Raw genomic sequence first — 23059 nt, forward strand, 5'->3', positions numbered from 1 at the left:
TCGCCACAGAGGCTCACTCCTGCCAAGGGGCAGCGCTGTATTACAGGTCGCCGTAACCCAACGAACGCAACGCGCGCTCGTCATCGGACCAGCCGCCCTTCACCTTGACCCACAGGTTGAGCATGATCTTGGAGTCGAACAGCAGCTCCATGTCCTTGCGCGCCTCGGTGCCGATACGCTTGATACGCTCGCCCTTGTCGCCAATGATGATTTTCTTCTGGCCGTCACGCTCGACGAGAATCAAGGCATGGATGTGCAGGGTCTTGCCCTGCTGCTTGAACTCTTCGATCTCGACGGTGATCTGGTACGGCAGCTCGGCGCCCATCTGGCGCATGATTTTCTCGCGTACCAGTTCAGCGGCGAGGAAACGGCTGCTGCGGTCGGTGATCTGGTCTTCAGGGAAGAAGTGATCGTTTTCCGGCAGGTGATCGGCGATCACGCGCTCCAGAGCATCGAGGTTATGCCCGTGCTGCGCGGAAATCGGGATGATCTGCGCGTTCGGCAGCTGTTCCTGCAACCAGGACAGGTGCGGCATCAGCTCAGCCTTGTCTTCGATGCGGTCGGTCTTGTTCAGTGCCACGATCAGCGGGCCGGTCACGTACTGCACGCGCTCGAGGACCATCTGGTCTTCGTCGGTCCACTTGGTGCGGTCGACCACGAAAATCACCACGTCGACGTCTTTCAACGCCGCCGAAGCGGTCTTGTTCATGTAGCGGTTCAGCGCCTTCTCGCCACCCTTGTGCATGCCGGGGGTGTCGACGTAGATCGCTTGCACATCACCCTCGGTCTTGATGCCGAGCATGTTGTGGCGGGTGGTTTGCGGTTTGCGCGAGGTGATCGCCAGCTTCTGACCCAGGATATGGTTCAGCAGCGTGGACTTGCCCACGTTGGGACGGCCGACGATGGCAACATAGCCACAGCGAGTTGCGTTTGTATCAGTCATTGCCATTCTCCACACCCAGGGCAATCAGTGCTGCGGCGGCCGCTACCTGTTCGGCAATACGACGACTCACACCCTGACCTCGGCTTTTTTCATTCAGTAAGATGATTTCGCATTCGACGAAGAACGTCCGGCAATGCGGCTCACCCTGGATATCCACCACTTCGTAACGCGGCAGTTCGCAACCACGGGACTGCAAGAACTCTTGCAGGCGGGTTTTCGGATCTTTGTTGGTGTCGACCAGCGTCAGGCCCTCGAACTCTCCGGCCAGCCAGGCGAGCACGCGTTCACGCGCCACTTCCATGCCGGCGTCGAGGTAGATCGCACCAATCAGCGCTTCGAGGGCATCGGCCAGAATCGATTCGCGACGGAATCCACCGCTTTTCAGCTCGCCCGAGCCCAGGCGCAGGTACTCGCCCAGATCGAAACCACGGGCCAGTACGGCCAGGGTCTCACCTTTCACCAAACGTGCGCGCAAACGCGACAATTGGCCTTCGCGGGCCAGCGGGAAGCGATCGAACAACGCCTCGCCAGCGACGAAGTTGAGGATGGCATCACCGAGGAATTCCAGGCGCTCATTGTTGCGCCCGGCAAAACTGCGGTGGGTCAGGGCCAGGACCATCAGTTCCTGATCCTTGAAGGTGTAGCCGAGCTGACGCTCGAGACGGCTTAAGGAGACGCTCACGGTTTACCCACGCTGAGTTCGTGGTTGGATTCCACCGCCACCGCCGGGATTTGGCGCAGGCCTGGGACAATTAACGCTGTGTTCAAAAATAACGTCCTGAATATCATTGGCTGCATGCATCGGGTGCCGATTGTGCCGGTTCCAGAAATGCATTCGGCGCTGTGTTCAACAGCGCCGTGTTTGATTACTTGATCAGGCCAACCCGCGAGAAATTCGGCAGGTGACTGAGTTTGGGTTCCGGCCAGCTCATCCAGACTGCAAAGGCCTTGCCGACGATATTCTTGTCGGGAACCATGCCCAGCAGATCCTTGGGAATGCTCGGATCATCCCAGTAGCGACTGTCGTTCGAGTTGTCGCGGTTGTCGCCCATCATGAAGTAGTGCCCGGCAGGTACGGTCCACGAACGGTCCGGCGTTGCGCGGTAGCGACTCATCTCCTTGCGGATCAGGTGCTCGGCGGCGCCGAGTTTTTCCTTGTAGAGCTCGGCACTGCCCAGCGTACCCGGCTCGGAGCCGACCAGTTTCTCGGCAATCGACTCACCGTTGACGAACAGGCGCTTGTCGGCGGTGTAGCGAACCGTGTCGCCCGGCAAACCCACCACACGCTTGATGTAGTTGACGTTCGGATCGCTTGGGTAGCGGAACACCATCACATCACCGCGTTGCGGCTCACCGACTTCGATGATTTTCTTGTCGATCACCGGCAGGCGGATCCCGTAAGAAAACTTGCTCACCAGAATGAAGTCGCCAACGTCAAGGGTCGGTTTCATCGAGCCGGAAGGAATCTGGAACGGTTCCACCAGGAACGAACGCAGCACCAGCACGATGAACAACACCGGGAAGAACGACTTGCCGTATTCAACCAGCAGCGGCTCTTTGTTCAGTTTCTCGACCACCACCATATCCGGCTGGCTGACGCTGCCCTGATAGGAAGCGATGGCGGCACGACGACGCGGCGCCAGGATCAACAGATCAAGCAACGCCAACAGGCCGCAGACGAACACGGCGATGACCAGCAACAGCGGGAAATTTAGTGACATAGGACCTAACTATCCAACCTGAGCACGGCAAGGAAGGCTTCTTGTGGAATTTCCACGTTGCCGACCTGCTTCATGCGTTTTTTACCGGCCTTTTGCTTTTCCAGCAGTTTCTTCTTACGGCTGACGTCACCACCGTAGCATTTGGCCAATACGTTCTTTCTGAGCGCCTTGACGGTTGTCCGCGCCACAATCTGCCCGCCAATGGCGGCCTGGATTGCCACGTCGAACATCTGCCGCGGAATCAGTTCTTTCATCTTCTCGGTCAACTGGCGACCTTTGTAGTGCGCATTGTCACGGTGCACGATCAACGCCAGGGCGTCGACCTTGTCGCCGTTGATCAGCACGTCCAGTTTCACCAGACTAGCCGATTGGTAACGATCGAAATGGTAATCCAGCGAAGCATAGCCGCGGCTGGTGGATTTCAGGCGATCGAAGAAGTCCAGTACCACTTCGTTCATCGGCAGGTCGTAGGTCACCTGGACCTGGGTGCCGAGGAACAGCATGTCGACCTGCACACCGCGTTTTTCGATGCACAGGGTAATGACGTTACCCAGGTGCTCCTGCGGCACAAGAATGTTGGCGCGCACGATCGGCTCACGCATGTCTTCGATCGAAGACAGATCCGGCAACTTCGACGGGTTATCGACGTAGATCGTCTCACCAGTCTTGAGCAGCAGCTCGAAGATTACCGTCGGCGCGGTGGTGATCAGGTCCAGGTCGTACTCGCGCTCCAGGCGCTCCTGGATGATTTCCATGTGCAGCATGCCGAGGAAGCCGCAACGGAAGCCGAAGCCCAGGGCGTCAGAGCTTTCCGGGGTGTATTGCAGCGACGAGTCGTTCAGGGTCAGCTTCTGCAGCGCTTCGCGGAAATCTTCGAAGTCGTCGGAGCTGACCGGGAACAGACCGGCGTAGACCTGCGGCTGGATGCGTTTGAAACCAGGCAGCACGTCGACGTCGGGCGTGGAGCTCAAGGTCAGGGTGTCACCCACTGGTGCACCGTGAATGTCCTTGATACCGGCAATGATGAAGCCTACTTCACCGGCCTTCAGGTCAACGGTAGCGGTATGTTTCGGGTTGAAGACACCGACGCTGTCCACCAGGTGGATCTTGCCGGTGGACTTGACCAGGATCTTGTCGCCCTTCTTGACGCGGCCGTGGCGCACGCGAACCAGGGACACAACGCCCAGGTAGTTGTCGAACCAGGAGTCAATGATCAACGCTTGCAGCGGATCTTCGATGTTGCCGGTCGGCGCAGGAATGGTGGTCACCAGGCGCTCGAGCACTTCATCGACGCCCAGGCCAGTCTTGGCACTGCAAGTGACCGCGTCGGTGGCATCGATGCCGATGATTTTTTCGATTTCTTCTTTGACGCGGTCCGGATCGGCCTGTGGCAGGTCGATCTTGTTCAGGACCGGCATCACTTCCAGACCCTGCTCGATCGCGGTGTAGCAGTTGGCAACCGACTGGGCCTCAACGCCTTGACCGGCATCGACCACCAGCAGCGCGCCTTCACAGGCGGCCAGCGAACGGCTCACCTCATAGGTGAAGTCAACGTGACCGGGAGTATCAATGAAGTTCAGTTGGTAGGTGACGCCATCGCGAGCCTTGTAGTACAGCGTAACGCTGTGCGCCTTGATGGTGATCCCGCGCTCACGCTCAAGATCCATGGAATCCAGTACCTGGGCTTCCATTTCACGCTCGGCCAGGCCGCCGCACATCTGGATGAAGCGATCGGCCAGCGTCGACTTGCCATGGTCAATGTGGGCGATGATGGAGAAATTGCGGATATGACTCAAATCACTCACGGATCAACACTCAAAAAGGCTGCAGGCATAGCCCGCCGAAAAATAGCCGGGAATTGTACCTGATCCCCGGTGCTAGCGTCACGTTTGCAGGCCAGACGGCCTGTACAAAAACGCCCCTGTCTTGCGACAGGGGCGTTTTTTATCAGCAGCGGGGTCAGCAGCAAGCGGCCATCAACCGGCGCGACGCAACAACCAGAACCCGGCGAGGGCACAGACACTGGCTGGCACCAGCACGGCAAACAGCGGCGAGAAACCGAAAACCAGGCTCGAAGGCCCCAGCAAATCCTGGGCGATACGGAAGGTGAACCCCACCAGCACACCGGTAAACACGCGCTGGCCGAGGGTCACCGAACGCAATGGACCGAAGATGAAGGAGATCGCCATCAACACCAGGGCGGCCGTGACCAGTGGTTGCAACACCTTGACCCAAAATGCCAGCCAGTAGCGGCCATTGCTCAAACCCTGGTCAGCCAGGTAATGGATGTACCCCCAAAGCCCAGTGATCGACAGCGAGTCTGGCGACATCACGACGGTACTCAGCAATTGAGGGCTCAGCGCCACATCCCAACGTTCGACCGGCGCAGACACCACTTCGGTGCTCTTGTCGTGGAACACAGTGGTGTTGACTTCAGTCAACTGCCAGTGATCCTTGTCGAACTCCGCACGCTTGGCAAAGCTCGCCGACAACATGTGGCGCTCTTTGTCGAAACGATAACGGGTGACGCCATACAGAATGCCGTTGGGCTGCACGGAGTTGACGTGAATGAACTCGTCGCCCTGGCGGTGCCACAAACCATGCTTGGCGCTTTGCGCATCGCCGCTGCCCTGGGCCAGCGAACGGTTGGCCTGCGCAGTACTTTCGGTTGCCGGGGCGACGTATTCGCCAATCAACAGCCCCACCACCATCAGCACCAGCATCGGCTTCATGACCGCCCAGACGATCCGCCCGATCGATACGCCCGCTGCGCGCATGATGGTCAGTTCACTGTTGCTGGCCAGGCTGCCAAGGCCGATCAGGCAGCCGATCAGCGCAGCCATCGGCAACATGTCGTACAGACGTCGCGGCGCGGTCAGCAGTACATAGCTGAGCACGTCGACCAGGGTGTAGGTATCGCTGACATCGCCCATCTCGTCGATGAACGCAAACAGGGTCGCCAGGCCAAGGATGATCCCCAGTACCGCCAGGATCGCCATGAATACGCTGCTACCAATGTAGCGATCGAGCTTAACCACGGGCCACCTCCAGCGCGCTTCGGCGACTCGCCATCTTCAAGCGCAAAGGCTCCCAATAAAGCAGGCCCAGGCCAATCAGCAGGAATATCCCGTGCACCCACCACAAGCCCAGCGCCGGAGGAATCTTGCCCTTTTCGAGGGCGCCGCGAGCGGCAATCAGGATGGTCAGGTAAGCCATATACAAGAGAATCGCCGGCAACAACTTGAGGAAGCGGCCCTGGCGCGGATTGACCCGCGACAGCGGCACCGCCATCAAGGTCACGATAAACACCAGCAATGGCAGGGACAGGCGCCACTGCAATTCTGTACGGGAGCGGATGTCATCACTGCCAATCAAAGACGCCGTGGTCATCGCATCACGGTCGGTCACTTCGTCGCTGACATCCGGCTTGGGCAGCAGCACGCCATATTCGTCGTACTTGATCGCCCGATAATCAGCCTGCCCCGGGTTACCGTCGTAGCGGTAGCCATTGTCGAGAATCAGGTAGCGGTTACCGTCGGGGCGGATTTCCTGGCGGCCTTTTTCAGCGACCAGCACGGAAATCCCGCGATCCTTTTTCTCGGAATTGATGTTTTTCTGCGAAATGAAAACGCCGCCCAGATTGATGCGGTCATCCGACAACTGTTCGGTGTAGGTCACCCGGGTTCCGTCACGCAGCGCCTGGAAACGACCTGGCTCGAGGGTATCGAACTCGGTCAGGGCGTCCTGCTTGTTCAGCAACAGCTGGAACTGATTGGCCCCTTGTGGCGCCAGGCTCAGGCTCAACCATGCCACGACCAGTGCCACCAGCGTGGCCGGGAAGAGGGTCATGCGGAACAGGCGCTGCTGGCTCATGCCGGTGGCCGAAAGCACGGTCATTTCACTCTCGAGGTACAACCGACCGTAGGAGAGCAGAATCCCGAGAAACAGGCCCAGCGGCAGGATCAGCTGGAGGAAGCCCGGCAGGCGAAAGCCCATGATCAGGAACAACGACCCCGGATCCAGTTGGCCCGAAGCAGCCTGGGCGAGGTACTTGATGAAGCGTCCACTCATGATGATGACCAGCAGCACGGCGCTGACGGCGCTCAGGGTCAACAGGACTTCGCGGGATAGATAACGGAAGACGATCAAACCAGACACTCCAGGGTTGTCAGGCTAAGGCGGCCAAACAAGCAAACATATCAGACGGCCCGCAATGCAGGGCCGCCGAAAAAAGATGGCGCATTATCCTGTGATTGAACGCGCCTGTCACTTCGCACTGCTTGCGCAGGCTGTCAAAGCGCTGAAGATCATACAACCGAGGGTTGTCAGGCGCCGGTAGCGAGGTTCAAACTGCGGCCTTCGTCGCCGGTCGCGACCGGCGCCTTTCTATTTATAAGCGAGCGACATCCACACATTGTCGAGCGCTTGCGTGTTGACCATCAAATTCAGGGACCCGGACATGGAACTGGTTGTAAAAAGCGTTAACCCGGAAACGTTGAAGACCGCCACGCTGGTGGTCGCCGTCAGCGAAGGCCGCAAGCTCGGCGCCGTCGCCAAACAACTCGACGAACTGAGCGGTGGCGCCATCAGCACCGTCCTGAAGCGCGGCGACCTGACCGGCAAAGTCGGCCAGAGCCTGTTGCTGCACAGCCTGCCGAACCTCAAAGCCGAACGTGTGCTGCTGGTGGGCGTGGGCAAGGATGAAGAACTGGGCGACCGTCCGTTCCGCAAAACCATCGCCGGCATCCTCAACACCCTCAAAGGCCTGGGCGGCAGCGACGCCGTGCTGGCGCTGGACGAAGTGGTGGTCAAGGGCCGCGACAGCTACGGCAAGACCCGTCTGCTGGCCGAAACCCTGGTGGACGGCGAGTACCAGTTCGATCAGTTCAAAAGCCAGAAAGCCGAACCCCGCGCCCTGAAGAAAATCACCCTGCTGACCATCAAGGCTGCACAGGCTGAAGTACAGCGCGCCGTGACCCACGCCACCGCGATCGCCAACGGCATGGCGTTCACCCGCAACCTGGGCAACCTGCCGCCGAACATCTGCCACCCGACTTTCCTCGGTGAGCAAGCCAAAGACCTCGGCAAAGCGTTCAAAGACCTGAAAGTCGAAGTCCTCGACGAGAAGAAGATCAAGGCATTGGGCATGGGCTCGTTCTATGCCGTCGGCCAGGGCAGCGCCCAACCGCCGCGCCTGATCGTCATGCAATACAACGGTGGCAAGAAATCCGAAAAGCCGTACGCACTGGTCGGCAAGGGCATCACCTTCGACACCGGCGGCATCAGCCTGAAACCGGGCGCCGGCATGGATGAAATGAAGTACGACATGGGCGGCGCCGCCAGCGTGTTCGGCACCCTGCGTGCCGTGCTCGAACTGAAGCTGCCAATCAACCTGGTGTGCATCCTGGCTTGCGCCGAGAACATGCCGAGCGGCAACGCTTCGCGTCCGGGCGACATCGTCACCACCATGAGCGGCCAGACTGTGGAAATCCTCAACACCGACGCCGAAGGCCGTCTGGTGCTGTGCGACGCCCTGACCTACTCCGAGCGCTTCAAGCCGCAAGCGGTCATCGACATCGCCACCCTGACCGGCGCTTGCGTGGTTGCCTTGGGCTCCCACACCTCGGGCCTGCTGGGCAACAACGACGAACTGATCGGCCAACTGCTCAGCGCCGGCAAGGCTGCCGACGACCGCGCCTGGCAACTGCCGCTGTTCGATGAGTACCAGGAGCAACTGGACAGCCCGTTCGCCGACATCGCCAACATCGGCGGCCCGAAAGCCGGCACCATCACGGCTGCCTGTTTCCTGTCGCGCTTCACCAAGAACCTGAACTGGGCGCACCTGGACATCGCCGGCACGGCCTGGACCAGCGGCGGCAAGGACAAGGGCGCCACTGGCCGTCCGGTTCCACTGCTGACCCAATACCTGCTGGACCGCGCAAAAGCCTGAAACCGATGATCCCGGGCGGCGTTGCTCACCAGTGACGTCGCCCCGGCTCAGGAACCGCAATGACCAAAGTCGACTTCTATATCCTGCCCAGCGCCGATCCTTCGGCACGCCTGGACTTCGCCTGCAAGCTCACCGAAAAAGCCTGGCGGATGGGCCACCGCGTCTACCTGCATTGCAGCGACGCCGCCCAGCGCGATGATCTCGATGCGCGCCTGTGGGCGTTCAAGGGCGAAAGCTTCGTGCCCCATGGCCCTGCTGAAAGCGAGCCGGACAGCCTGATCGTGTTGGGACTTGGCGATGATTGCGGTCAACATCAGGATTTGCTGGTCAACCTCGACCTGAAAGTCCCGGCCTTCGCCCAACGCTTCGCCCGCGTGGCGGAAGTGGTGGTTGAAGATCCGGCGATACGCCAGGCCGCGCGGGAGAGTTTCCGTTTCTACCGCGAACAGGGCTATCCTCTGCAAGATCACCGTTTACAGCGACTCTGAGCATTCCGATGGACACTCCAAAACCGCTGCAACAGTCCGCGCACCTGCTGGACGACCTCGAGTCGATCCGCCAATTGCTCGGCGATGACAACCTGCAACCGCCCCTGCTGACCGACACGGTCGAGGACGGTGACCAGGAACAGATTCCCATGTTGTTCGAGACCGTCAGCGAACCCGCTGCGACCGTCGCACCGACACCTCCCGCCAAGCCCGCCGCTCAACCGGCGCCGAGCGCCGAGAAAAACGCCGATGCGCTGCTGTACCTCGACAGCGAACTGCGTGCCGCCGCGCAATTGATCATGCAAGACGTGATCGACGATTTCGCACCGCACATCGAAACCGAAATCAAACGGCGCCTGAGTGCGCGGCTTGAGCGGTTATTGAATCAGTACAACGATTGAGCCAAACCCGAAAACTCTCTGTGGCGAGGGAGCTTGCTCCCGCGCCACAGGGAGAGTGATCATGCGCTGAGATAACGGCCAATCAGGGCAATCCCACTGGCCAGCACCAACCAGGTCACCCATCGCACAAACGCTTCGCGGGACAGGCGCATGGTCAGCCTGCGTCCGATCCATAGCCCCAGCGCCATCGCCGGTAACAAGCACAGCGCCAACACCAGCAACGGCAATTCGGCGTACGCACCCGCGATCGCAAACAAGCTCAAACGCACCACCGTGCTGCAACTGATCAGCGCACTTTGCGTCGCCCGCGCCTCATCCTTCGACAGCCGACTGTTCAAATAGATGGCATATAAAAACCCGCCACTGCCAAACAATGCGCCGAACATCCCGCCCACCGTCCCCATCGGCACCGCCCACGCGGCGGACAACTGTTGCGGTCGGACTTTTATCCACAGGCTGTAGATCGCGTAGGCGCTGATGAACAGCCCCATCATCAGCAGCAACAGATCGGATTTGAGGTTCAGCAGGAAAATCACCCCGAGGGTGCAGCCCACCGCCATGCACGGCAGCAACCGCAGCAGCTCCGGTTTCGCCACATCACGTCGCGAGGGCAGCAAGTTGCCGAACGCCGCGACGAAGTCCAGCAGCACCAGCAGCGGCACGATTTTCGATAGCGGCATGAACAGAATCAGAATCGGCCCGGCCACCAGCGCAGTGCCGAAGCCAGCGATGCCAAACACGATATAGGCCAGGGCAATCCCCGCCCCGATGATCAGCCAGTCCGTGGTGCCGAACGGCCATTGGTTTAACAACTCAAGCACGCTCATCCGCAAATCTTCCTTGAATAGTGACGCTGAATCTAAACCTGCGAGACTGCTCGCGAAAGCGGATTCACTTCAAGCTTAATGTGGCTGACACACCGTATTCGCGAGCAGGCTCGCGCCCACAAGGGATTTTCGCTGACTCATAGAGATTGATCAGCAAATGCCTTTAAACTGCGCCCCATGATTAAAGATCCCTTTGCAAGACTCGGCCTCGACCGCGAAGTCCTGACTGTCAGCCAGCTCAACGGCCGCGCGCGCGTGTTGCTCGAAGACGTGTTCAGCAACATCTGGGTCGAAGGCGAAATCTCCAACCTGGCCCGCCCGGCGTCCGGCCACGTGTATTTCACCCTCAAGGACAGCGGCGCCCAAGTGCGTTGCGCACTGTTCCGGCAGAACGCCGCGCGCGTGCGTCAGGCGTTGAAGGATGGCCTGGCGGTCAAGGTGCGCGGCAAGGTCTCGTTGTTCGAGGGACGCGGCGACTACCAGTTGATCCTCGACACAGTCGAGCCGGCCGGTGACGGCGCGTTGCGCCTGGCTTTCGATGCGCTGAAGGAAAAACTCAGCGCCGAAGGCCTGTTCAGTGCCGAGCGCAAAGTACCGCTGCCAGCGCATCCGCAGCGGATCGGCATTATCAGCTCGCCCACCGGCGCCGTGATCCGCGACATCATCAGCGTATTTCGCCGCCGCGCGCCGCAGATTCAACTGACGCTGATCCCCACCGCCGTGCAGGGCCGCGAAGCCACCGCGCAGATTGTGCGCGCGTTGAAACTGGCGGATGCCCGTGGTTTCGACGCGTTGATCCTGGCCCGGGGCGGCGGTTCGCTGGAAGACCTCTGGTGCTTCAACGAAGAGGCCGTTGCCCGTGCCGTAGACGCTTGCGTAACGCCGATTGTCAGCGCCGTCGGCCATGAAACCGATGTCTCGATCAGTGACTTCGTCGCTGACGTGCGCGCGCCAACGCCCTCCGCCGCCGCCGAACTGCTGGCACCGGACTCCAGCGATCTGGTGCGCCGGGTCGAAAGCCTGCATCGCCGACTGGTGATGCGCATGCGTGATCGCCTGATGCGCGACCGACTACGCCTGGAAGGTATTTCGCGCCGACTGCGTCATCCGGGCGAACGCCTGCGCCAGCAAGCGCAACGCCTGGACGATCTGGACATGCGCATGCGCCGCGCCTTCGAACGCAGTCTCAATACCCGTCGCGAGCGGCTGATCCGCCTCGAAACCCGCCTCGCCGGGCAACATCCCGGGCGGCAACTGGCGATGCTGCGCCAACGCCTCGACAGCCTCTCCGAGCGCCTGCCCCGTGCCATCCGCGAGGGCTTGAAAAGCCGCCGCTTGCAACTGCAAAGCCAGATGCAGACGTTGCACGTGGTCAGCCCGCTGGCGACCCTCGGCCGTGGCTACAGCATTTTGCTCGACGAGCGCGGCAACGCGATCCGCAACGCGGGCCAAACCCACACCGGCCAGCGCCTGAAGGCCAAGCTGGGTGAAGGCGAACTGCAAGTACGGGTCGAAGACAACCACCTGACGCCCGTCACCCTTTCTTTACTGGACTGATCCATGCCGCGCTTTTTTGCTTCGCTGCTGTTGCTGTGCCTGACCTTCAACGCCCATGCCGACAGCTACATCACACGCCTGTTGAATAAACCGGTACCGGGCGGCGTGGCCGTCGTCGACCTGGGCGCTTCCGCGCAAGCGCCGAAAGCCAGTTATCAGGGCAAACCGGTGTTGGTGGTCAAGGAGCAGAACAACTGGCTGGCGATCGTCGGCGTACCGCTGACGGTCAAGCCGGGCGCGCAGTCCATCAGCAGTGGCGGACGCAACCTGAGCTTCACGGTCGGCGCCAAGAAATACCCGGAACAACGCATCACCCTGAAGAACACCCAGCAGGTCAATCCGGACCCGGACAACCTCAAGCGCATCGAGCGTGAACTGGCCGAGCAGATTGCCGCCTATCGCACCTTCAGCCCGAACACCCCCAGCAATCTGCTGCTGGACAAACCGGTCAACGGTCCGCTGTCGAGCAAGTTCGGCGTGCGTCGTTTCTTCAACGGTGAAGAACGCAATCCTCACTCCGGCCTGGATTTCGCCGTGGGCGCTGGCACACCGATCAAGACCCCGGCGGCGGGCAAGGTGATTCTGATCGGCAATTACTTCTTCAATGGCAACACGGTGTTTGTCGATCACGGCCAGGGCTTCATCAGCATGTTTTGCCACATGTCGAAAATCGATGTGAAGGTCGGCCAGCAACTGGCGCGCGGTGGCGTGGTGGGCAAGGTCGGCGCGACTGGCCGGGCAACCGGGCCGCATATGCACTGGAACGTCAGCCTGAATGATGCGCGGGTGGATCCGGCTATCTTCATTGGTGCGTTTCAGCCTTGAATCCTCGCCGAGACTGATGGCCTCTTCGCGGGCAAGCCCGCTCCTATGGGAATTGCGCAGAACCTGTTGGAGCGAGCTTGCTCGCGATGGCCATTTAACAGGCACCGAAGGGAGTCCCGAAGTGTCACCTCATCAATTGCGCATCGATCAAACCTTGCGCAAACAATCCAAAGATCGATTCTAATCGCAGCAATAAAATCGCGCTAAAGATGTCCTGACGAGTATTCCTCTCAATTTTTTCCGACTGCTTGCCAACCTTCACCCTCGCGGTTAGGGTTGAAGGCATGAAAACCTCTCACACCCTCATTCAGCTTCGCCAGCACCGCAGTTTGTGCCTAGTCAGCGCACGACTGCCGGGCTGAATCGCGGCGCCTCGTCATACGCTCCACCCCAGAACATTTTGATCCACCGGCAGGCCGCCTTTTTTCGGCCCACACAATAAGGATTTCCCGATGAGCATGCTCAAAGACCCGTCTTCGAAATACCGCGCGTTCCCGACCATCGATATCCCGGACCGCACCTGGCCATCGAAAACCATCACCGCCGCGCCGATCTGGTGCAGCTCCGACCTGCGTGACGGTAACCAGTCGCTGATCGAGCCGATGGACGCCGTCAAGAAGCTGCGCTTCTGGAAAACCCTGGTGCAGGTCGGCGTGAAGGAAATCGAAGCGTCGTTCCCGGCTGCTTCGCAAACCGACTTCGACTTCGTCCGTACCCTGATCGAAGGCGGCCACATTCCGGACGACACCACCATTCAGGTGCTGACCCAGGGCCGTGAAGACTTGATCCAGCGCACGTTCGAATCCCTGCGCGGGGCGAAGAAAGCCATCGTTCACCTGTACAACGCGACCTCCCCTTCTTTCCGCCGCATTGTCTTCAACCAGGACAAGGACGGGATCAAGGAAATCGCCGTCAGCGCGGCCAAGCTGTTCGTCAAGTACGCCGCCCAGCAGCCTGAAACCGAGTGGACCTTCGAATACTCGCCGGAAACCTTCAGCGCTACCGAGCTGGAATTCGCCAAGGAAGTCTGTGACGCGGTGATCGAGGTCTGGAACCCGACGCCTGAGCACAAGATGATCCTCAACCTGCCGGCCACCGTCGAATGCGCGACCCCGAACATCTATGCCGACCAGATCGAATGGTTCGGCCGTCACATCAACCGTCGTGACAGCGTGATCATCAGCCTGCACACCCACAACGACCGTGGCACAGGCGTTGCCGCTACCGAACTGGGCTTGATGGCCGGCGCCGACCGTGTCGAAGGCTGCCTGTTCGGCAACGGCGAGCGTACCGGTAACGTCGACCTGGTGACCGTGGCCCTGAACATGTACACCCAGGGCCTTGACCCTCAACTGGACTTCTCCGACATCGACGGCGTGCGCAAAGTCGTCGAAGAGTGCAACCAGATCCAGGTGCACCCACGTCACCCGTACGTTGGCGACCTGGTGCACACCGCGTTCTCCGGCTCCCACCAGGATGCGATCCGCAAGGGCTTTGCCCAGCAGAAATCCGATGCATTGTGGGAAGTGCCTTACCTGCCGATCGACCCGGCCGACATCGGCCGCAGCTACGAGGCGGTGATTCGCGTCAACAGCCAGTCGGGCAAAGGGGGCATCGCCTACTTGCTGGAACAGGAATACGGCATCAGCCTGCCGCGTCGCATGCAGATCGAGTTCAGCCAGGTCGTGCAGCGTGAAACCGATCGCCTGGGCCTGGAAATGACTGCCCAGCAGATCCACGCGCTGCTCCACAGCGAGTACTTGCAAGCCAACACCCCTTACGCGCTGGTCAGCCATCGCCTGCAGGAAGAAAACGGCAACAGCGCCGTCGAAGTGGAAGTGGCGAGCAAAGGTCAGGGCGAAACCAACCTGCACTGGCGTGGCAAGGGCAACGGTGCGCTGGAGGCCCTGGTGGCAGGCCTGCCGATCCCGGTGGAAATCATGGACTACAACGAACACGCCATCGGCGCGGGCACCAATGCCAAGGCAGCGGCCTACATTGAACTGCGTGTGAACGGTGAACGTGCGGTGCACGGCGTCGGCATCGACGAAAACATCACCACGGCCAGCTTCAAGGCACTGTTCAGCGCGCTGAACCGCTCCCTGAGCCAGCCGGAAGCGAAAGCGGCGTAAGCCTTCGCAGAAATGCAAAAGGCCCCGGGGTGCGAATCCCGGGGCCTTTTTGTTTGTCTGCGGGTTATGCGTTGCCTGTTCAGGCCCCATCGCGGGCAAGCCCGCTCCCACAGTTGACCGTTGTGAACACAAATTTTATGTACACCCACATACCCTGTGGGAGCGGGCTTGCCCGCGATGAGGCCATGTCAGGCAGCGAAAATCTCAGGTGAGCTCGAAGGTATCGGCATCCAGATTCGCCGGAAACCGCGTGCGATACGCCGCCAGTTCCGCCGCACTCAGCACCACCGTGAACACACCATCCGCCTCCCCCGCACTGAGCAGCGTCTCGCCCTGAAAATCCAGCACCTGGCTGTCACCGGTATAGGCAAAGCCTTTACCGTCAGTGCCGATGCGATTCACCGCCGCCACATAACACAGGTTTTCAATCGCCCGCGCCGGCAGCAAGCGGTTCCAGTGCTGGCGCCGCGCCCCCGGCCAATTGGCGGTGTACAACAGCAGGTCGGTGTCCTGAGCATCACGACTCCACACCGGGAAGCGCAAGTCGTAGCAAATCAGCGGCCGCACGCGCCAGCCTTTGAGCTCGAACTGCACCTGGCGTTCGCCGGGGGTGTAGTGGTTGTGCTCACCGGCCATGCGGAACAGATGGCGCTTGTCATAATGCAACACCTCACCGTCCGGCCGCGCCCACAGCAGGCGGTTGCGATGGCTGCCGTCAGCCGCCTGAACGATCACGCTACCGGTGATCACTGCATTAAGCTTCGCCGCCTGAATCCGCAGCCATTTGCTGGTCGGGCCGTTTTCCGGTTCGGCAAGGGTTTGCGACTCCATGGAGAAACCGGTGGTGAACATTTCCGGCAAGATGATCAGGTCAGCGCCGTGAGCCTGCTCCAGCAACGGCTCGAAATGCTCCAGGTTGGCCTGACGGTCATGCCACGCCAACGAAGTTTGTATCAGCGCAACGGTCAGGTTCGGCAGAGCACTCAGATCACGCATAGTTTTTCCGCTGCTTCACGCAGGGTCTCCTCACGTTTGGCAAAGCACAGCCGCACCAGGCGCTGGCCTTCGGGAGGTGTCTGGTAAAACACCGAAATCGGGATGCTCGCCACACCGTGTTCGCGGGTCATCCACAACGCCATTTCGACGTCATTGAGGTCCGGGCGGATCTGCGAGTAATCGACCAGCTGGAAATAGGTGCCAGTCACCCGGGTGAAACTGAAACGCGACGGCGCCAGCAAATCGCAGAACAAATCACGCTTGGCCTGATAGAACGCCGGAAGCTCTTCAACGTGCTCCGGGTGCTCGGCCATGAAATCGGCCAAGGCGTATTGCAGCGGCGTCACACCACAGAAGCTCACGTATTGGTGAACCTTGCGCAGCTCCGTCGTCAGCGCCGGTGGCGCGACCACGTAGCCGGTTTTCCAGCCTGTAACGTGGTAGGTCTTGCCGAACGAACTGACCACAAAGGCACGCTGATACAGCTCTTCATGATTCAGCACGCTGACGTGGGGCACGCTGTCAAACACCAGGTGTTCGTAGACTTCGTCGCTGAGAATGTAAATGTCGCGGTCACGAATCAGATCCGCCAACCGGTCCAGTTCGGCACGGCTGATCAGCGCCCCGCTCGGGTTGTGCGGCGTATTGAGAACTATCATCCGTGTGCGTGGCGTGATCGCCTCAGCGAGTTTCTGGAAATCGATGGAAAAATCGTCCAGCCCGAGCTGCACATGCACGCAACGACCGCCAGCCAGCTCCGTGGCCGGTTCGTAACTGTCGTAGCACGGATCGAAAACGATGACTTCGTCGCCGCTGTGGATAACGGCCTGAATCGCGCAGAAGATCCCTTGGGTGGCGCCGGGTGTGATGGTCACTTCGTTGTCGGCATCGACATGGATGCCGTAGCTGCGGGCGATCTTCGCCACCACTTGCTGACGCAGCGCCGGCAGCCCGGTCATCGGTGAATACTGGTTGTGGCCATTGGCAACGTGACGCCCGACCGCATCGCACAGGGCCTGCGGGGCATTGAAATCCGGAAAGCCCTGGGACAGGTTGATCGCCCCGGTTTGCGCCGCGAGCTGAGACATCTGAGTGAAGATAGTGATGCCGACATTCGGCAGCTTACTGGTGATCATCGGTGATTCCCTGCTCTACACCCGGCTCTACGTCGGCGCGGGAGAGCCCGAGGATAGCCCAAACGGCGCCCACAAAAAAAGGGCGCTCCAGTGAGCGCCCTCCTTACGACCGAGCCCTGTAGGAGCCGGCTTGCTGGCGATCCTGTCAATGCGGTGTTTCAGATGAACCGCGGTGACACCATCGCCGGCAAGCCGGCTCCTACGGGAATGTCAGCGCTTGTCGCGGCGCTTCTTGTCGGCCTTCTTGTTGTGCGACATCAAGCGACGCTTCTTGTTGACCTGACGGTCGGTGAGCGAGTTCTTGTTGCCTTCGTACGGGTTCTCGCCGCCCTTGAACTCGATGCGGATCGGTGTGCCGACCAGCTTCAAGACACGACGGTAAGTGTTCTCCAGATAGCGCACGTACGACTTCGGCACTTTCTCGATCTGGTTACCGTGAATCACGATGATCGGCGGGTTAGCACCACCCAAGTGGGCATAGCGCAACTTGATCCGGCGGTTGTTGACCATCGGCGGCGCGTGCTCGCCAACTGCATCTTCCAGGATCTGGGTCAGGCGGTTGGTTGGCCAGCGGGTAACCGCGGACTTGAACGAGTTCTGAACGGATGCGTACAGGTTGCCCACGCCAGTGCCGTGCAGTGCCGAGATGAAGTGGATGTCGGCGTAGTCAACGAAGAACAGACGACGCTGCAACTCGACCTTCACGAAGTCGCGCTCGCTCGGCGTCATGCCGTCCCACTTGTTGATCGCGATAACCAGCGCACGACCCGACTCGATGGCAAAGCCCAACAGGTTGAGGTCGTGATCCACCACGCCTTCGCGGGCGTCCATCACGAAGATCACCACGTTGGCGTCTTTGATCGCCTGCAGGGTTTTGACCACGGAGAACTTTTCAACTTCTTCGTGGATCTTGCCGCGCTTGCGCACACCGGCGGTGTCGATCAGCGTGTACTTCTCTTCATTCCGTTCGAACGGGATGTAGATACTGTCGCGTGTAGTACCGGGTTGGTCATAGACGATAACCCGGTCTTCACCGAGCATACGGTTGACCAGGGTCGATTTGCCAACGTTCGGACGGCCGATGATGGCGATCTTGATCCCGTCTTTTTCGCTAGGGCCAGGAATGCGCTTGGCTTCCTCGCCTTCGGCAACGATCTCTTCCTCGCCGTCTTCCGGCTCTTCTTCGTCTTTCGGGAAGTCGCTCAGGGCGATTTCCAGCATCTGGGTGATGCCACGGCCGTGAGCACCGGCGATTGGAATCGCGTGGCCCATGCCCAACGGAGCGAATTCGGCGCGGGCCATTTCAGGGTCGATGTTGTCGACCTTGTTGGCAACCACATAGGAACGCTTGTTACGTTTGCGCAAGTGCTCGGCGATCATCTGGTCGGCGGCGGTAAAACCGGCCTTGGCATCTACCAGGAACAGAACAACATCCGCTTCTTCAATGGCCAGCAGCGACTGCTCGGCCATTTTTTCGTCCATACCATGCTCGTCACCGGAGATACCGCCGGTGTCGACCAGAATGTAGGAACGCCCTTGCCACTTGGCCTCACCGTATTGGCGATCACGGGTCAGACCGGACAAGTCGCCAACGATGGCGTCGCGAGTCCTGGTCAGGCGGTTGAACAAGGTGGACTTGCCGACGTTCGGTCGGCCCACCAGGGCGATTACGGGAACCATGCGGCTCTCCACTTCGTTATTTCAGAAAATACAAAAGCCGCTGCGAGGCAGCGGCTGGTGCTCGGGGCAGCGCCTGTAAGCGCTGCGAGCCCCGCAGAACGGGGCCGCTTGGGGATTAACCCCAAGCATAGTCAAACCTTTACTTAATGGTCAGGGCTTCCAGTTTGCCGCTGTTGCCATAGACATAAATCGTGTCACCCACCACCAGCGGACGGGCGCGCAGGCCGTCGCTGTCGATGCGTTCGCGGCCGACGAAACGACCGTCCACCTGACTCAGCAAGTGCAGGTAACCTTCCAGGTCACCGACTGCAACGTAGCTGGAGAACACTTCCGGAGCCGACAGTTGACGGCGGGCCAGCGAGTCGTTGCTCCACAATGCGCTGGTGGAACGCTCGTCGACGCCTTCAACGGTGCCCGAAGACAGGCTCACATAAACGGTACCGAAACCCTGGGCGACACCGGCATAGCTGGAAGCATCACGCTGCCAGAGCTGACGACCGCTTTCCAGGTCCAGTGCCGCAACGCGACCCTGGTAGCTGGCGACATACAAAGTACCGCCGGACAGCAGCAAGCCGCCGTCGATGTCGACAACACGCTCCAGCTCCGAACGACCTTGCGGGACCGCTACACGCTGTTCCCACACCGGCACGCCGTTGGAAATGTCCAGAGCGACCACTTTACCGGTCGACAGGCCAGCCACCGCGAGGCGGTTGGTGACGATCGGCGCGCTGGTGCCACGCAGGGTCAGTACCGCCGGGGTGCTGTCGTACAACCAGCGCTGGTTGCCGGTCGCGGCATCCAGACCGATCAGACGATCGTCCTGGGTCTGAACCACCACCACGTCACCGTTGTTGGCCGGTGGCGCGAGGACTTCGCTGGACACGCGAGCGCGCCATTTCTCTTCGCCGTTGATGGCGTCCAGGGCAACGATTTCACCCTTGATCGTACCGATCGTCAGCAGCCCGTAACCCACGCCAACGGCGCCGGAAACAGGCAGTTCGAGATCTTTCTTCCACTTGACGTCGCCGTTGCTGCGATCCAGTGCCATCACCACACCGGTCACGTCGGCGGCATAGATGGTATCGCCATCGACCGCAGGGACCAGCATGTTGTAGGTTTCGCCCTGACCGTCACCGATCGAACGACTCCACTGTTTCTGCAGAACCACTTCTTCTTTGAAGTCGGTCAACTCGGCCGGTGGCAATTCTTTCTTGCTGTTGCTGCTGCAACCCGCGGCCAGAATGGCCAGAGCCAGCAATGCTGCATGTTTCCAACGGATCACGTCACGCATCCCCTTTGGCCAGGTCGTCCAGCTTGATTTGTAGGCCACCCACTGCCGCTTCATCCGACAGTGCCGCCTTGGCTTTTTGATACGCCGCGTGCGCTTCATCGGTACGACCCAACTGCACCAGCAGGTCGCCCTTGAGTTCTTCACGAGTAGCCAGGAACGCCTTGTCGGCATCGCCTTCGAGCAGTTTCAGGGCTTCATCGGCCTTGTTCTGCGCGGCCAGCACTTGTGCCAGGCGTTGACGGGCGATTTCGCCCAGCGCCGGGTTGGCTGGCTTGGCAACAATGGCGTTCAGCTCGCTGGCTGCGTCATCGAGCTTGCCGCTGTCGACAGCGACTTTCGCCACGAACAGGCTGCCGTACTGCGCATAGGCGCTGCCGCCGAATTCACTGTTGAGCTTGCCGGCCAGATCGGAAACACGGGCCGCATCAGGCTTGCCATCAGGCGTCAGCGTGGTTTCCAGCAATTGCTGATAGAGCATCGAGGCGCCTTGCGACTGGTTGCTCTGATACTTCTGGAACGCCTGCCAGCCGAACACGATGACCAGCGCCAACAGGCCACCAGTGACCAGGGGCTTGCCGTTGCGTGACCACCAATCCTTAAAATCCGCCAGCTGTTCGTCTTCGGTACTCGACACCCCAATACTCCTTAATCGCTAAATCGGCTGTTAAGACAGCTTCAACCCTGCACGACGCAGGTGGCCAGGTGAGCGGCAAGCGCATCCCAGGCAATGCTTTGTTGTTCGCCCTGGCCACGCAGGGGTTTGAAACCTACCACTTGCTGGGCCATCTCGTCGTCACCGAGGATCAATGCATACAGCGCACCGCTCTTGTCGGCTTTCTTGAACTGGCTTTTGAAGCTGCCGGCGCCGGCATTCACTTGCAGGCGCAGGTTGGGTAATTGGTCACGCACACGCTCGGCCAGGGCCAGACCGGCCAGCTCGGCTTCTTCGCCGAAGGCGCAGAGGTAGACGTCGACCTGACGGGAGATCTCTTGCGGGATCTGCTCAAGCGTTTCCAGCAACAGCACCAGGCGCTCGATGCCCATGGCGAAGCCGACGCCCGCAGTAGGCTTGCCGCCCATCTGCTCGACCAGGCCGTCGTAACGACCACCGGCACACACCGTGCCCTGGGCGCCAAGCTTGTCGGTGACCCATTCGAATACGGTCTTGCTGTAGTAATCGAGCCCGCGAACCAGCTTCGGGTTGATCACGTAAGGAATGCCGGCAGCGTCCAGGCGAGCCTTGAGGCCCTCGAAGTGCACGCGGGATTCGTCGTCGAGGTAGTCGGCCATTTTCGGCGCATCGACCAGAATCGCCTGGGTATCGGCGTTCTTGGTGTCCAGGACCCGCAGCGGGTTGGTCTTCAGGCGGCGCTGGCTGTCTTCGTCCAGTTTGTCCAGGTGACCGGACAGGAACTCGACCAGTGCTTCGCGATAACGACCACGGGATTCGCTGGTGCCCAGGCTATTGAGTTCGAGCTTGACCGCGTCACGAATACCCAGCTCGCCCCACAGGCGCCAGGTCAGCACGATCAGCTCGGCGTCGATGTCCGGACCGTCGAGGTTGAACACTTCGACACCGATCTGGTGGAACTGGCGATAACGGCCTTTCTGCGGACGCTCGTGGCGGAACATCGGGCCGATGTACCACAGTTTCTGAACCTGGCCACCGCCGGTGATGCCGTGCTCGAGCACCGCACGCACGCACGCCGCCGTGCCTTCAGGACGCAGGGTCAGGGAATCGCCGTTACGGTCGTCGAAGGTGTACATCTCTTTTTCGACGATGTCGGTCACTTCACCGATGGAGCGCTTGAACAGCTCGGTGAACTCGACGATCGGCATGCGGATCTGCTTGTAACCGTAGTTATCCAGCAAACGCGAAACGGTGCCCTCGAAATGACGCCACAGGGGAGTCTGTTCGGGCAGGATGTCGTTCATGCCACGAATGGCTTGCAGAGACTTGCTCACTTTAAATCCTTAAATTCGTTCGGCTCTTCGGTCAGGGTCAGCCGCGCGCAATAACGGCAGCGTCAGCTTCGACCTTTTCGGCCGCTTTCTGGCGGATCAAGCGTTCAAGCTCATCCACCAGATTGTCGTTCGTCAGTTTCTGCGACGGCTTGCCGTCGATGTAAATCAGGTTTGGCGTGCCGCCGGTCAAGCCGATATGGGCTTCCTTGGCTTCACCCGGGCCGTTGACCACGCAACCGATCACCGCAACATCCAGCGGCACCAGCAGGTCTTCGAGGCGCCCTTCCAGCTCGTTCATGGTCTTGACCACATCGAAGTTCTGCCGCGAGCAGCTCGGGCAGGCGATGAAGTTGATGCCACGGGAACGCAGGTGCAGGGATTTGAGAATGTCGTAGCCGACTTTCACTTCCTCGACCGGGTCGGCCGCCAACGAGATGCGGATAGTATCGCCAATCCCTTCGGCGAGCAGCATACCGAGGCCCACGGCAGATTTCACTGTACCGGAACGCAAACCACCGGCTTCGGTGATCCCCAGGTGCAGCGGCTGCACGATTTCTTTCGCCAGCAGGCGGTAGGCTTCGACGGCCATGAACACGTCGGAGGCTTTCACGCTGACCTTGAAGTCCTGGAAATTCAGGCGTTCAAGGTGTTCGACATGGCGCAGGGCCGATTCGACCAGCGCGGCCGGGGTCGGCTCGCCGTATTTCTTTTGCAGGTCTTTTTCCAGGGAACCGGCGTTGACGCCGATACGGATCGGAATGCCGCGGTCACGGGCGGCATCGACCACCGCGCGCACGCGGTCTTCACGACCGATGTTGCCCGGGTTGATCCGCAGGCAGTCGACACCGAGCTCGGCGACGCGCAATGCGATGCGGTAATCGAAGTGGATGTCGGCAACCAAGGGCACCTTGACCAGTTGCTTGATCTTGCCGAACGCTTCGGCAGCGTCCATGTCCGGGACGGAAACCCGCACGATATCGACACCCGCTGCTTCCAGACGATTGATCTGGGCAACGGTGGCCGCGACATCATTGGTATCGCTGTTGGTCATGCTCTGCACAGCGATGGGCGCATCGCCGCCAACAGGCACGTTACCGACCCAGATCTTGCGCGATTCGCGACGTTTGATTGGAGATTCGCCGTGCAT

At 60.2% G+C, this 23059-nt stretch carries 20 protein-coding genes; 6 read left to right on the forward strand and 14 right to left on the reverse strand.

Features of this window, described 5'->3' with window-relative positions; genetic code table 11:
* Positions 1-40 precede the first annotated feature (40 nt).
* The 6 genes from era to lptF form a co-directional block, all read right to left on the reverse strand.
* Positions 41-943, reverse strand: coding sequence for a GTPase Era (gene era, locus KHO07_RS23690; protein WP_008056597.1), 903 nt, complete (start codon positions 941-943; stop codon positions 41-43).
* A complete protein-coding gene (gene rnc, locus KHO07_RS23695) occupies positions 936-1625 on the reverse strand; it encodes a ribonuclease III (RefSeq protein ID WP_018927089.1) in 690 nt (229 codons plus the stop codon). The genes era and rnc overlap by 8 nt, the downstream gene beginning before the upstream one ends.
* Positions 1626-1809: 184 nt before the next feature.
* Entirely contained in the window at positions 1810-2664 is an 855-nt protein-coding gene (lepB, locus tag KHO07_RS23700) for a signal peptidase I (RefSeq protein ID WP_150731992.1), read from the reverse strand.
* 5 nt (positions 2665-2669) lie between these two features.
* A complete protein-coding gene (gene lepA / locus KHO07_RS23705; protein WP_034150820.1) occupies positions 2670-4469 on the reverse strand; it encodes a translation elongation factor 4 in 1800 nt (599 codons plus the stop codon).
* 171 nt (positions 4470-4640) lie between these two features.
* Positions 4641-5702, reverse strand: coding sequence for an LPS export ABC transporter permease LptG (gene lptG / locus KHO07_RS23710; protein WP_150731991.1), 1062 nt, complete (start codon positions 5700-5702; stop codon positions 4641-4643).
* Positions 5695-6813 carry an LPS export ABC transporter permease LptF gene (gene lptF / locus KHO07_RS23715; protein WP_150731990.1) on the reverse strand — a complete coding sequence of 373 codons (1119 nt, stop codon included), beginning with the start codon at positions 6811-6813 and terminating at the stop codon, positions 5695-5697. The genes lptG and lptF overlap by 8 nt, the downstream gene beginning before the upstream one ends.
* A gap of 310 nt (positions 6814-7123) precedes the next feature.
* On the opposite strand from lptF, the gene KHO07_RS23720 reads away from it, so the two are divergent.
* From KHO07_RS23720 to KHO07_RS23730, 3 genes are read left to right on the forward strand one after another with little or no spacing between them, the layout of a single operon-like run.
* Positions 7124-8614, forward strand: coding sequence for a leucyl aminopeptidase (locus KHO07_RS23720; RefSeq protein ID WP_150731989.1), 1491 nt, complete (start codon positions 7124-7126; stop codon positions 8612-8614).
* Between the two features lie 59 nt (positions 8615-8673).
* On the forward strand, positions 8674-9102 hold the full coding sequence (locus tag KHO07_RS23725; protein ID WP_075946627.1) for a DNA polymerase III subunit chi: 429 nt from the start codon (positions 8674-8676) through the stop codon (positions 9100-9102).
* A gap of 8 nt (positions 9103-9110) precedes the next feature.
* Positions 9111-9503: a DNA polymerase III subunit chi gene (locus tag KHO07_RS23730; RefSeq protein WP_212625696.1), complete on the forward strand. Its 393-nt coding sequence runs from the start codon at positions 9111-9113 to the stop codon at positions 9501-9503.
* Between the two features lie 59 nt (positions 9504-9562).
* On the opposite strand, the gene KHO07_RS23735 is transcribed toward KHO07_RS23730, so the two are convergent.
* Positions 9563-10330 carry a sulfite exporter TauE/SafE family protein gene (locus tag KHO07_RS23735; protein WP_150731987.1) on the reverse strand — a complete coding sequence of 256 codons (768 nt, stop codon included), beginning with the start codon at positions 10328-10330 and terminating at the stop codon, positions 9563-9565.
* A 177-nt stretch (positions 10331-10507) separates the two neighbouring features.
* On the opposite strand from KHO07_RS23735, the gene xseA reads away from it, so the two are divergent.
* The 3 genes from xseA to leuA all read left to right on the forward strand — a co-directional run bounded on the left by xseA (position 10508) and on the right by leuA (position 14844).
* Positions 10508-11887, forward strand: a complete 1380-nt coding sequence (gene xseA / locus KHO07_RS23740) for an exodeoxyribonuclease VII large subunit (RefSeq protein WP_212625697.1) — start codon at positions 10508-10510, stop codon at positions 11885-11887.
* 3 nt (positions 11888-11890) lie between these two features.
* Positions 11891-12712, forward strand: coding sequence for a M23 family metallopeptidase (locus tag KHO07_RS23745; protein ID WP_150731985.1), 822 nt, complete (start codon positions 11891-11893; stop codon positions 12710-12712).
* A 452-nt stretch (positions 12713-13164) separates the two neighbouring features.
* Positions 13165-14844 carry a 2-isopropylmalate synthase gene (gene leuA / locus KHO07_RS23750; protein ID WP_075946623.1) on the forward strand — a complete coding sequence of 560 codons (1680 nt, stop codon included), beginning with the start codon at positions 13165-13167 and terminating at the stop codon, positions 14842-14844.
* Positions 14845-15048: 204 nt separating this feature from the next.
* Here the strand turns inward: leuA and KHO07_RS23755 are convergent, their stop codons facing one another.
* The 7 genes from KHO07_RS23755 to ispG form a co-directional block, all read right to left on the reverse strand.
* On the reverse strand, positions 15049-15840 hold the full coding sequence (locus KHO07_RS23755) for an amidohydrolase (RefSeq protein ID WP_212625698.1): 792 nt from the start codon (positions 15838-15840) through the stop codon (positions 15049-15051).
* Positions 15828-16976 (reverse strand): pyridoxal phosphate-dependent aminotransferase, encoded by a 1149-nt coding sequence (locus KHO07_RS23760; protein ID WP_212625699.1) that lies wholly within the window; start codon positions 16974-16976, stop codon positions 15828-15830. The genes KHO07_RS23755 and KHO07_RS23760 overlap by 13 nt, the downstream gene beginning before the upstream one ends.
* A gap of 210 nt (positions 16977-17186) precedes the next feature.
* The gene (gene der / locus KHO07_RS23765; protein WP_150731982.1) at positions 17187-18656 is read right to left on the reverse strand and encodes a ribosome biogenesis GTPase Der; all 1470 of its coding nucleotides are present in this window, start codon (positions 18654-18656) and stop codon (positions 17187-17189) included.
* Positions 18657-18795: 139 nt separating this feature from the next.
* Positions 18796-19947 (reverse strand): outer membrane protein assembly factor BamB, encoded by a 1152-nt coding sequence (gene bamB, locus KHO07_RS23770; protein ID WP_075946620.1) that lies wholly within the window; start codon positions 19945-19947, stop codon positions 18796-18798.
* Complete coding sequence (locus KHO07_RS23775; RefSeq protein WP_150731981.1) at positions 19940-20581, reverse strand: tetratricopeptide repeat protein; 642 nt, start codon at positions 20579-20581, stop codon at positions 19940-19942. The genes bamB and KHO07_RS23775 overlap by 8 nt, the downstream gene beginning before the upstream one ends.
* Positions 20582-20622: 41 nt before the next feature.
* Positions 20623-21912 (reverse strand): histidine--tRNA ligase, encoded by a 1290-nt coding sequence (hisS, locus tag KHO07_RS23780; protein ID WP_150731980.1) that lies wholly within the window; start codon positions 21910-21912, stop codon positions 20623-20625.
* A 37-nt stretch (positions 21913-21949) separates the two neighbouring features.
* Positions 21950-23059 (reverse strand): flavodoxin-dependent (E)-4-hydroxy-3-methylbut-2-enyl-diphosphate synthase, encoded by a 1110-nt coding sequence (ispG, locus tag KHO07_RS23785; protein ID WP_003185136.1) that lies wholly within the window; start codon positions 23057-23059, stop codon positions 21950-21952.

This window comes from Pseudomonas sp. PP3 (assembly GCF_905336995.1).
In the GTDB taxonomy this organism is placed as follows: domain Bacteria; phylum Pseudomonadota; class Gammaproteobacteria; order Pseudomonadales; family Pseudomonadaceae; genus Aquipseudomonas; species Aquipseudomonas reinekei.

Excerpts from the sequence above, each read along its gene's own strand:
- bamB (WP_075946620.1), bottom strand. The coding sequence starts at position 19,947 with ATGCGTGACGTGATCCGTTGGAAACATGCAGCATTGCTGGCTCTGGCC.
- lepB (WP_150731992.1), bottom strand. The coding sequence starts at position 2,664 with ATGTCACTAAATTTCCCGCTGTTGCTGGTCATCGCCGTGTTCGTCTGC.
- KHO07_RS23730 (WP_212625696.1), top strand. The coding sequence starts at position 9,111 with ATGGACACTCCAAAACCGCTGCAACAGTCCGCGCACCTGCTGGACGAC.
- ispG (WP_003185136.1), bottom strand. The coding sequence starts at position 23,059 with ATGCACGGCGAATCTCCAATCAAACGTCGCGAATCGCGCAAGATCTGG.
- era (WP_008056597.1), bottom strand. The coding sequence starts at position 943 with ATGACTGATACAAACGCAACTCGCTGTGGCTATGTTGCCATCGTCGGC.
- KHO07_RS23755 (WP_212625698.1), bottom strand. The coding sequence starts at position 15,840 with ATGCGTGATCTGAGTGCTCTGCCGAACCTGACCGTTGCGCTGATACAA.
- KHO07_RS23725 (WP_075946627.1), top strand. The coding sequence starts at position 8,674 with ATGACCAAAGTCGACTTCTATATCCTGCCCAGCGCCGATCCTTCGGCA.
- KHO07_RS23720 (WP_150731989.1), top strand. The coding sequence starts at position 7,124 with ATGGAACTGGTTGTAAAAAGCGTTAACCCGGAAACGTTGAAGACCGCC.
- KHO07_RS23760 (WP_212625699.1), bottom strand. The coding sequence starts at position 16,976 with ATGATCACCAGTAAGCTGCCGAATGTCGGCATCACTATCTTCACTCAG.
- xseA (WP_212625697.1), top strand. The coding sequence starts at position 10,508 with ATGATTAAAGATCCCTTTGCAAGACTCGGCCTCGACCGCGAAGTCCTG.
- KHO07_RS23735 (WP_150731987.1), bottom strand. The coding sequence starts at position 10,330 with ATGAGCGTGCTTGAGTTGTTAAACCAATGGCCGTTCGGCACCACGGAC.
- der (WP_150731982.1), bottom strand. The coding sequence starts at position 18,656 with ATGGTTCCCGTAATCGCCCTGGTGGGCCGACCGAACGTCGGCAAGTCC.
- KHO07_RS23745 (WP_150731985.1), top strand. The coding sequence starts at position 11,891 with ATGCCGCGCTTTTTTGCTTCGCTGCTGTTGCTGTGCCTGACCTTCAAC.
- leuA (WP_075946623.1), top strand. The coding sequence starts at position 13,165 with ATGAGCATGCTCAAAGACCCGTCTTCGAAATACCGCGCGTTCCCGACC.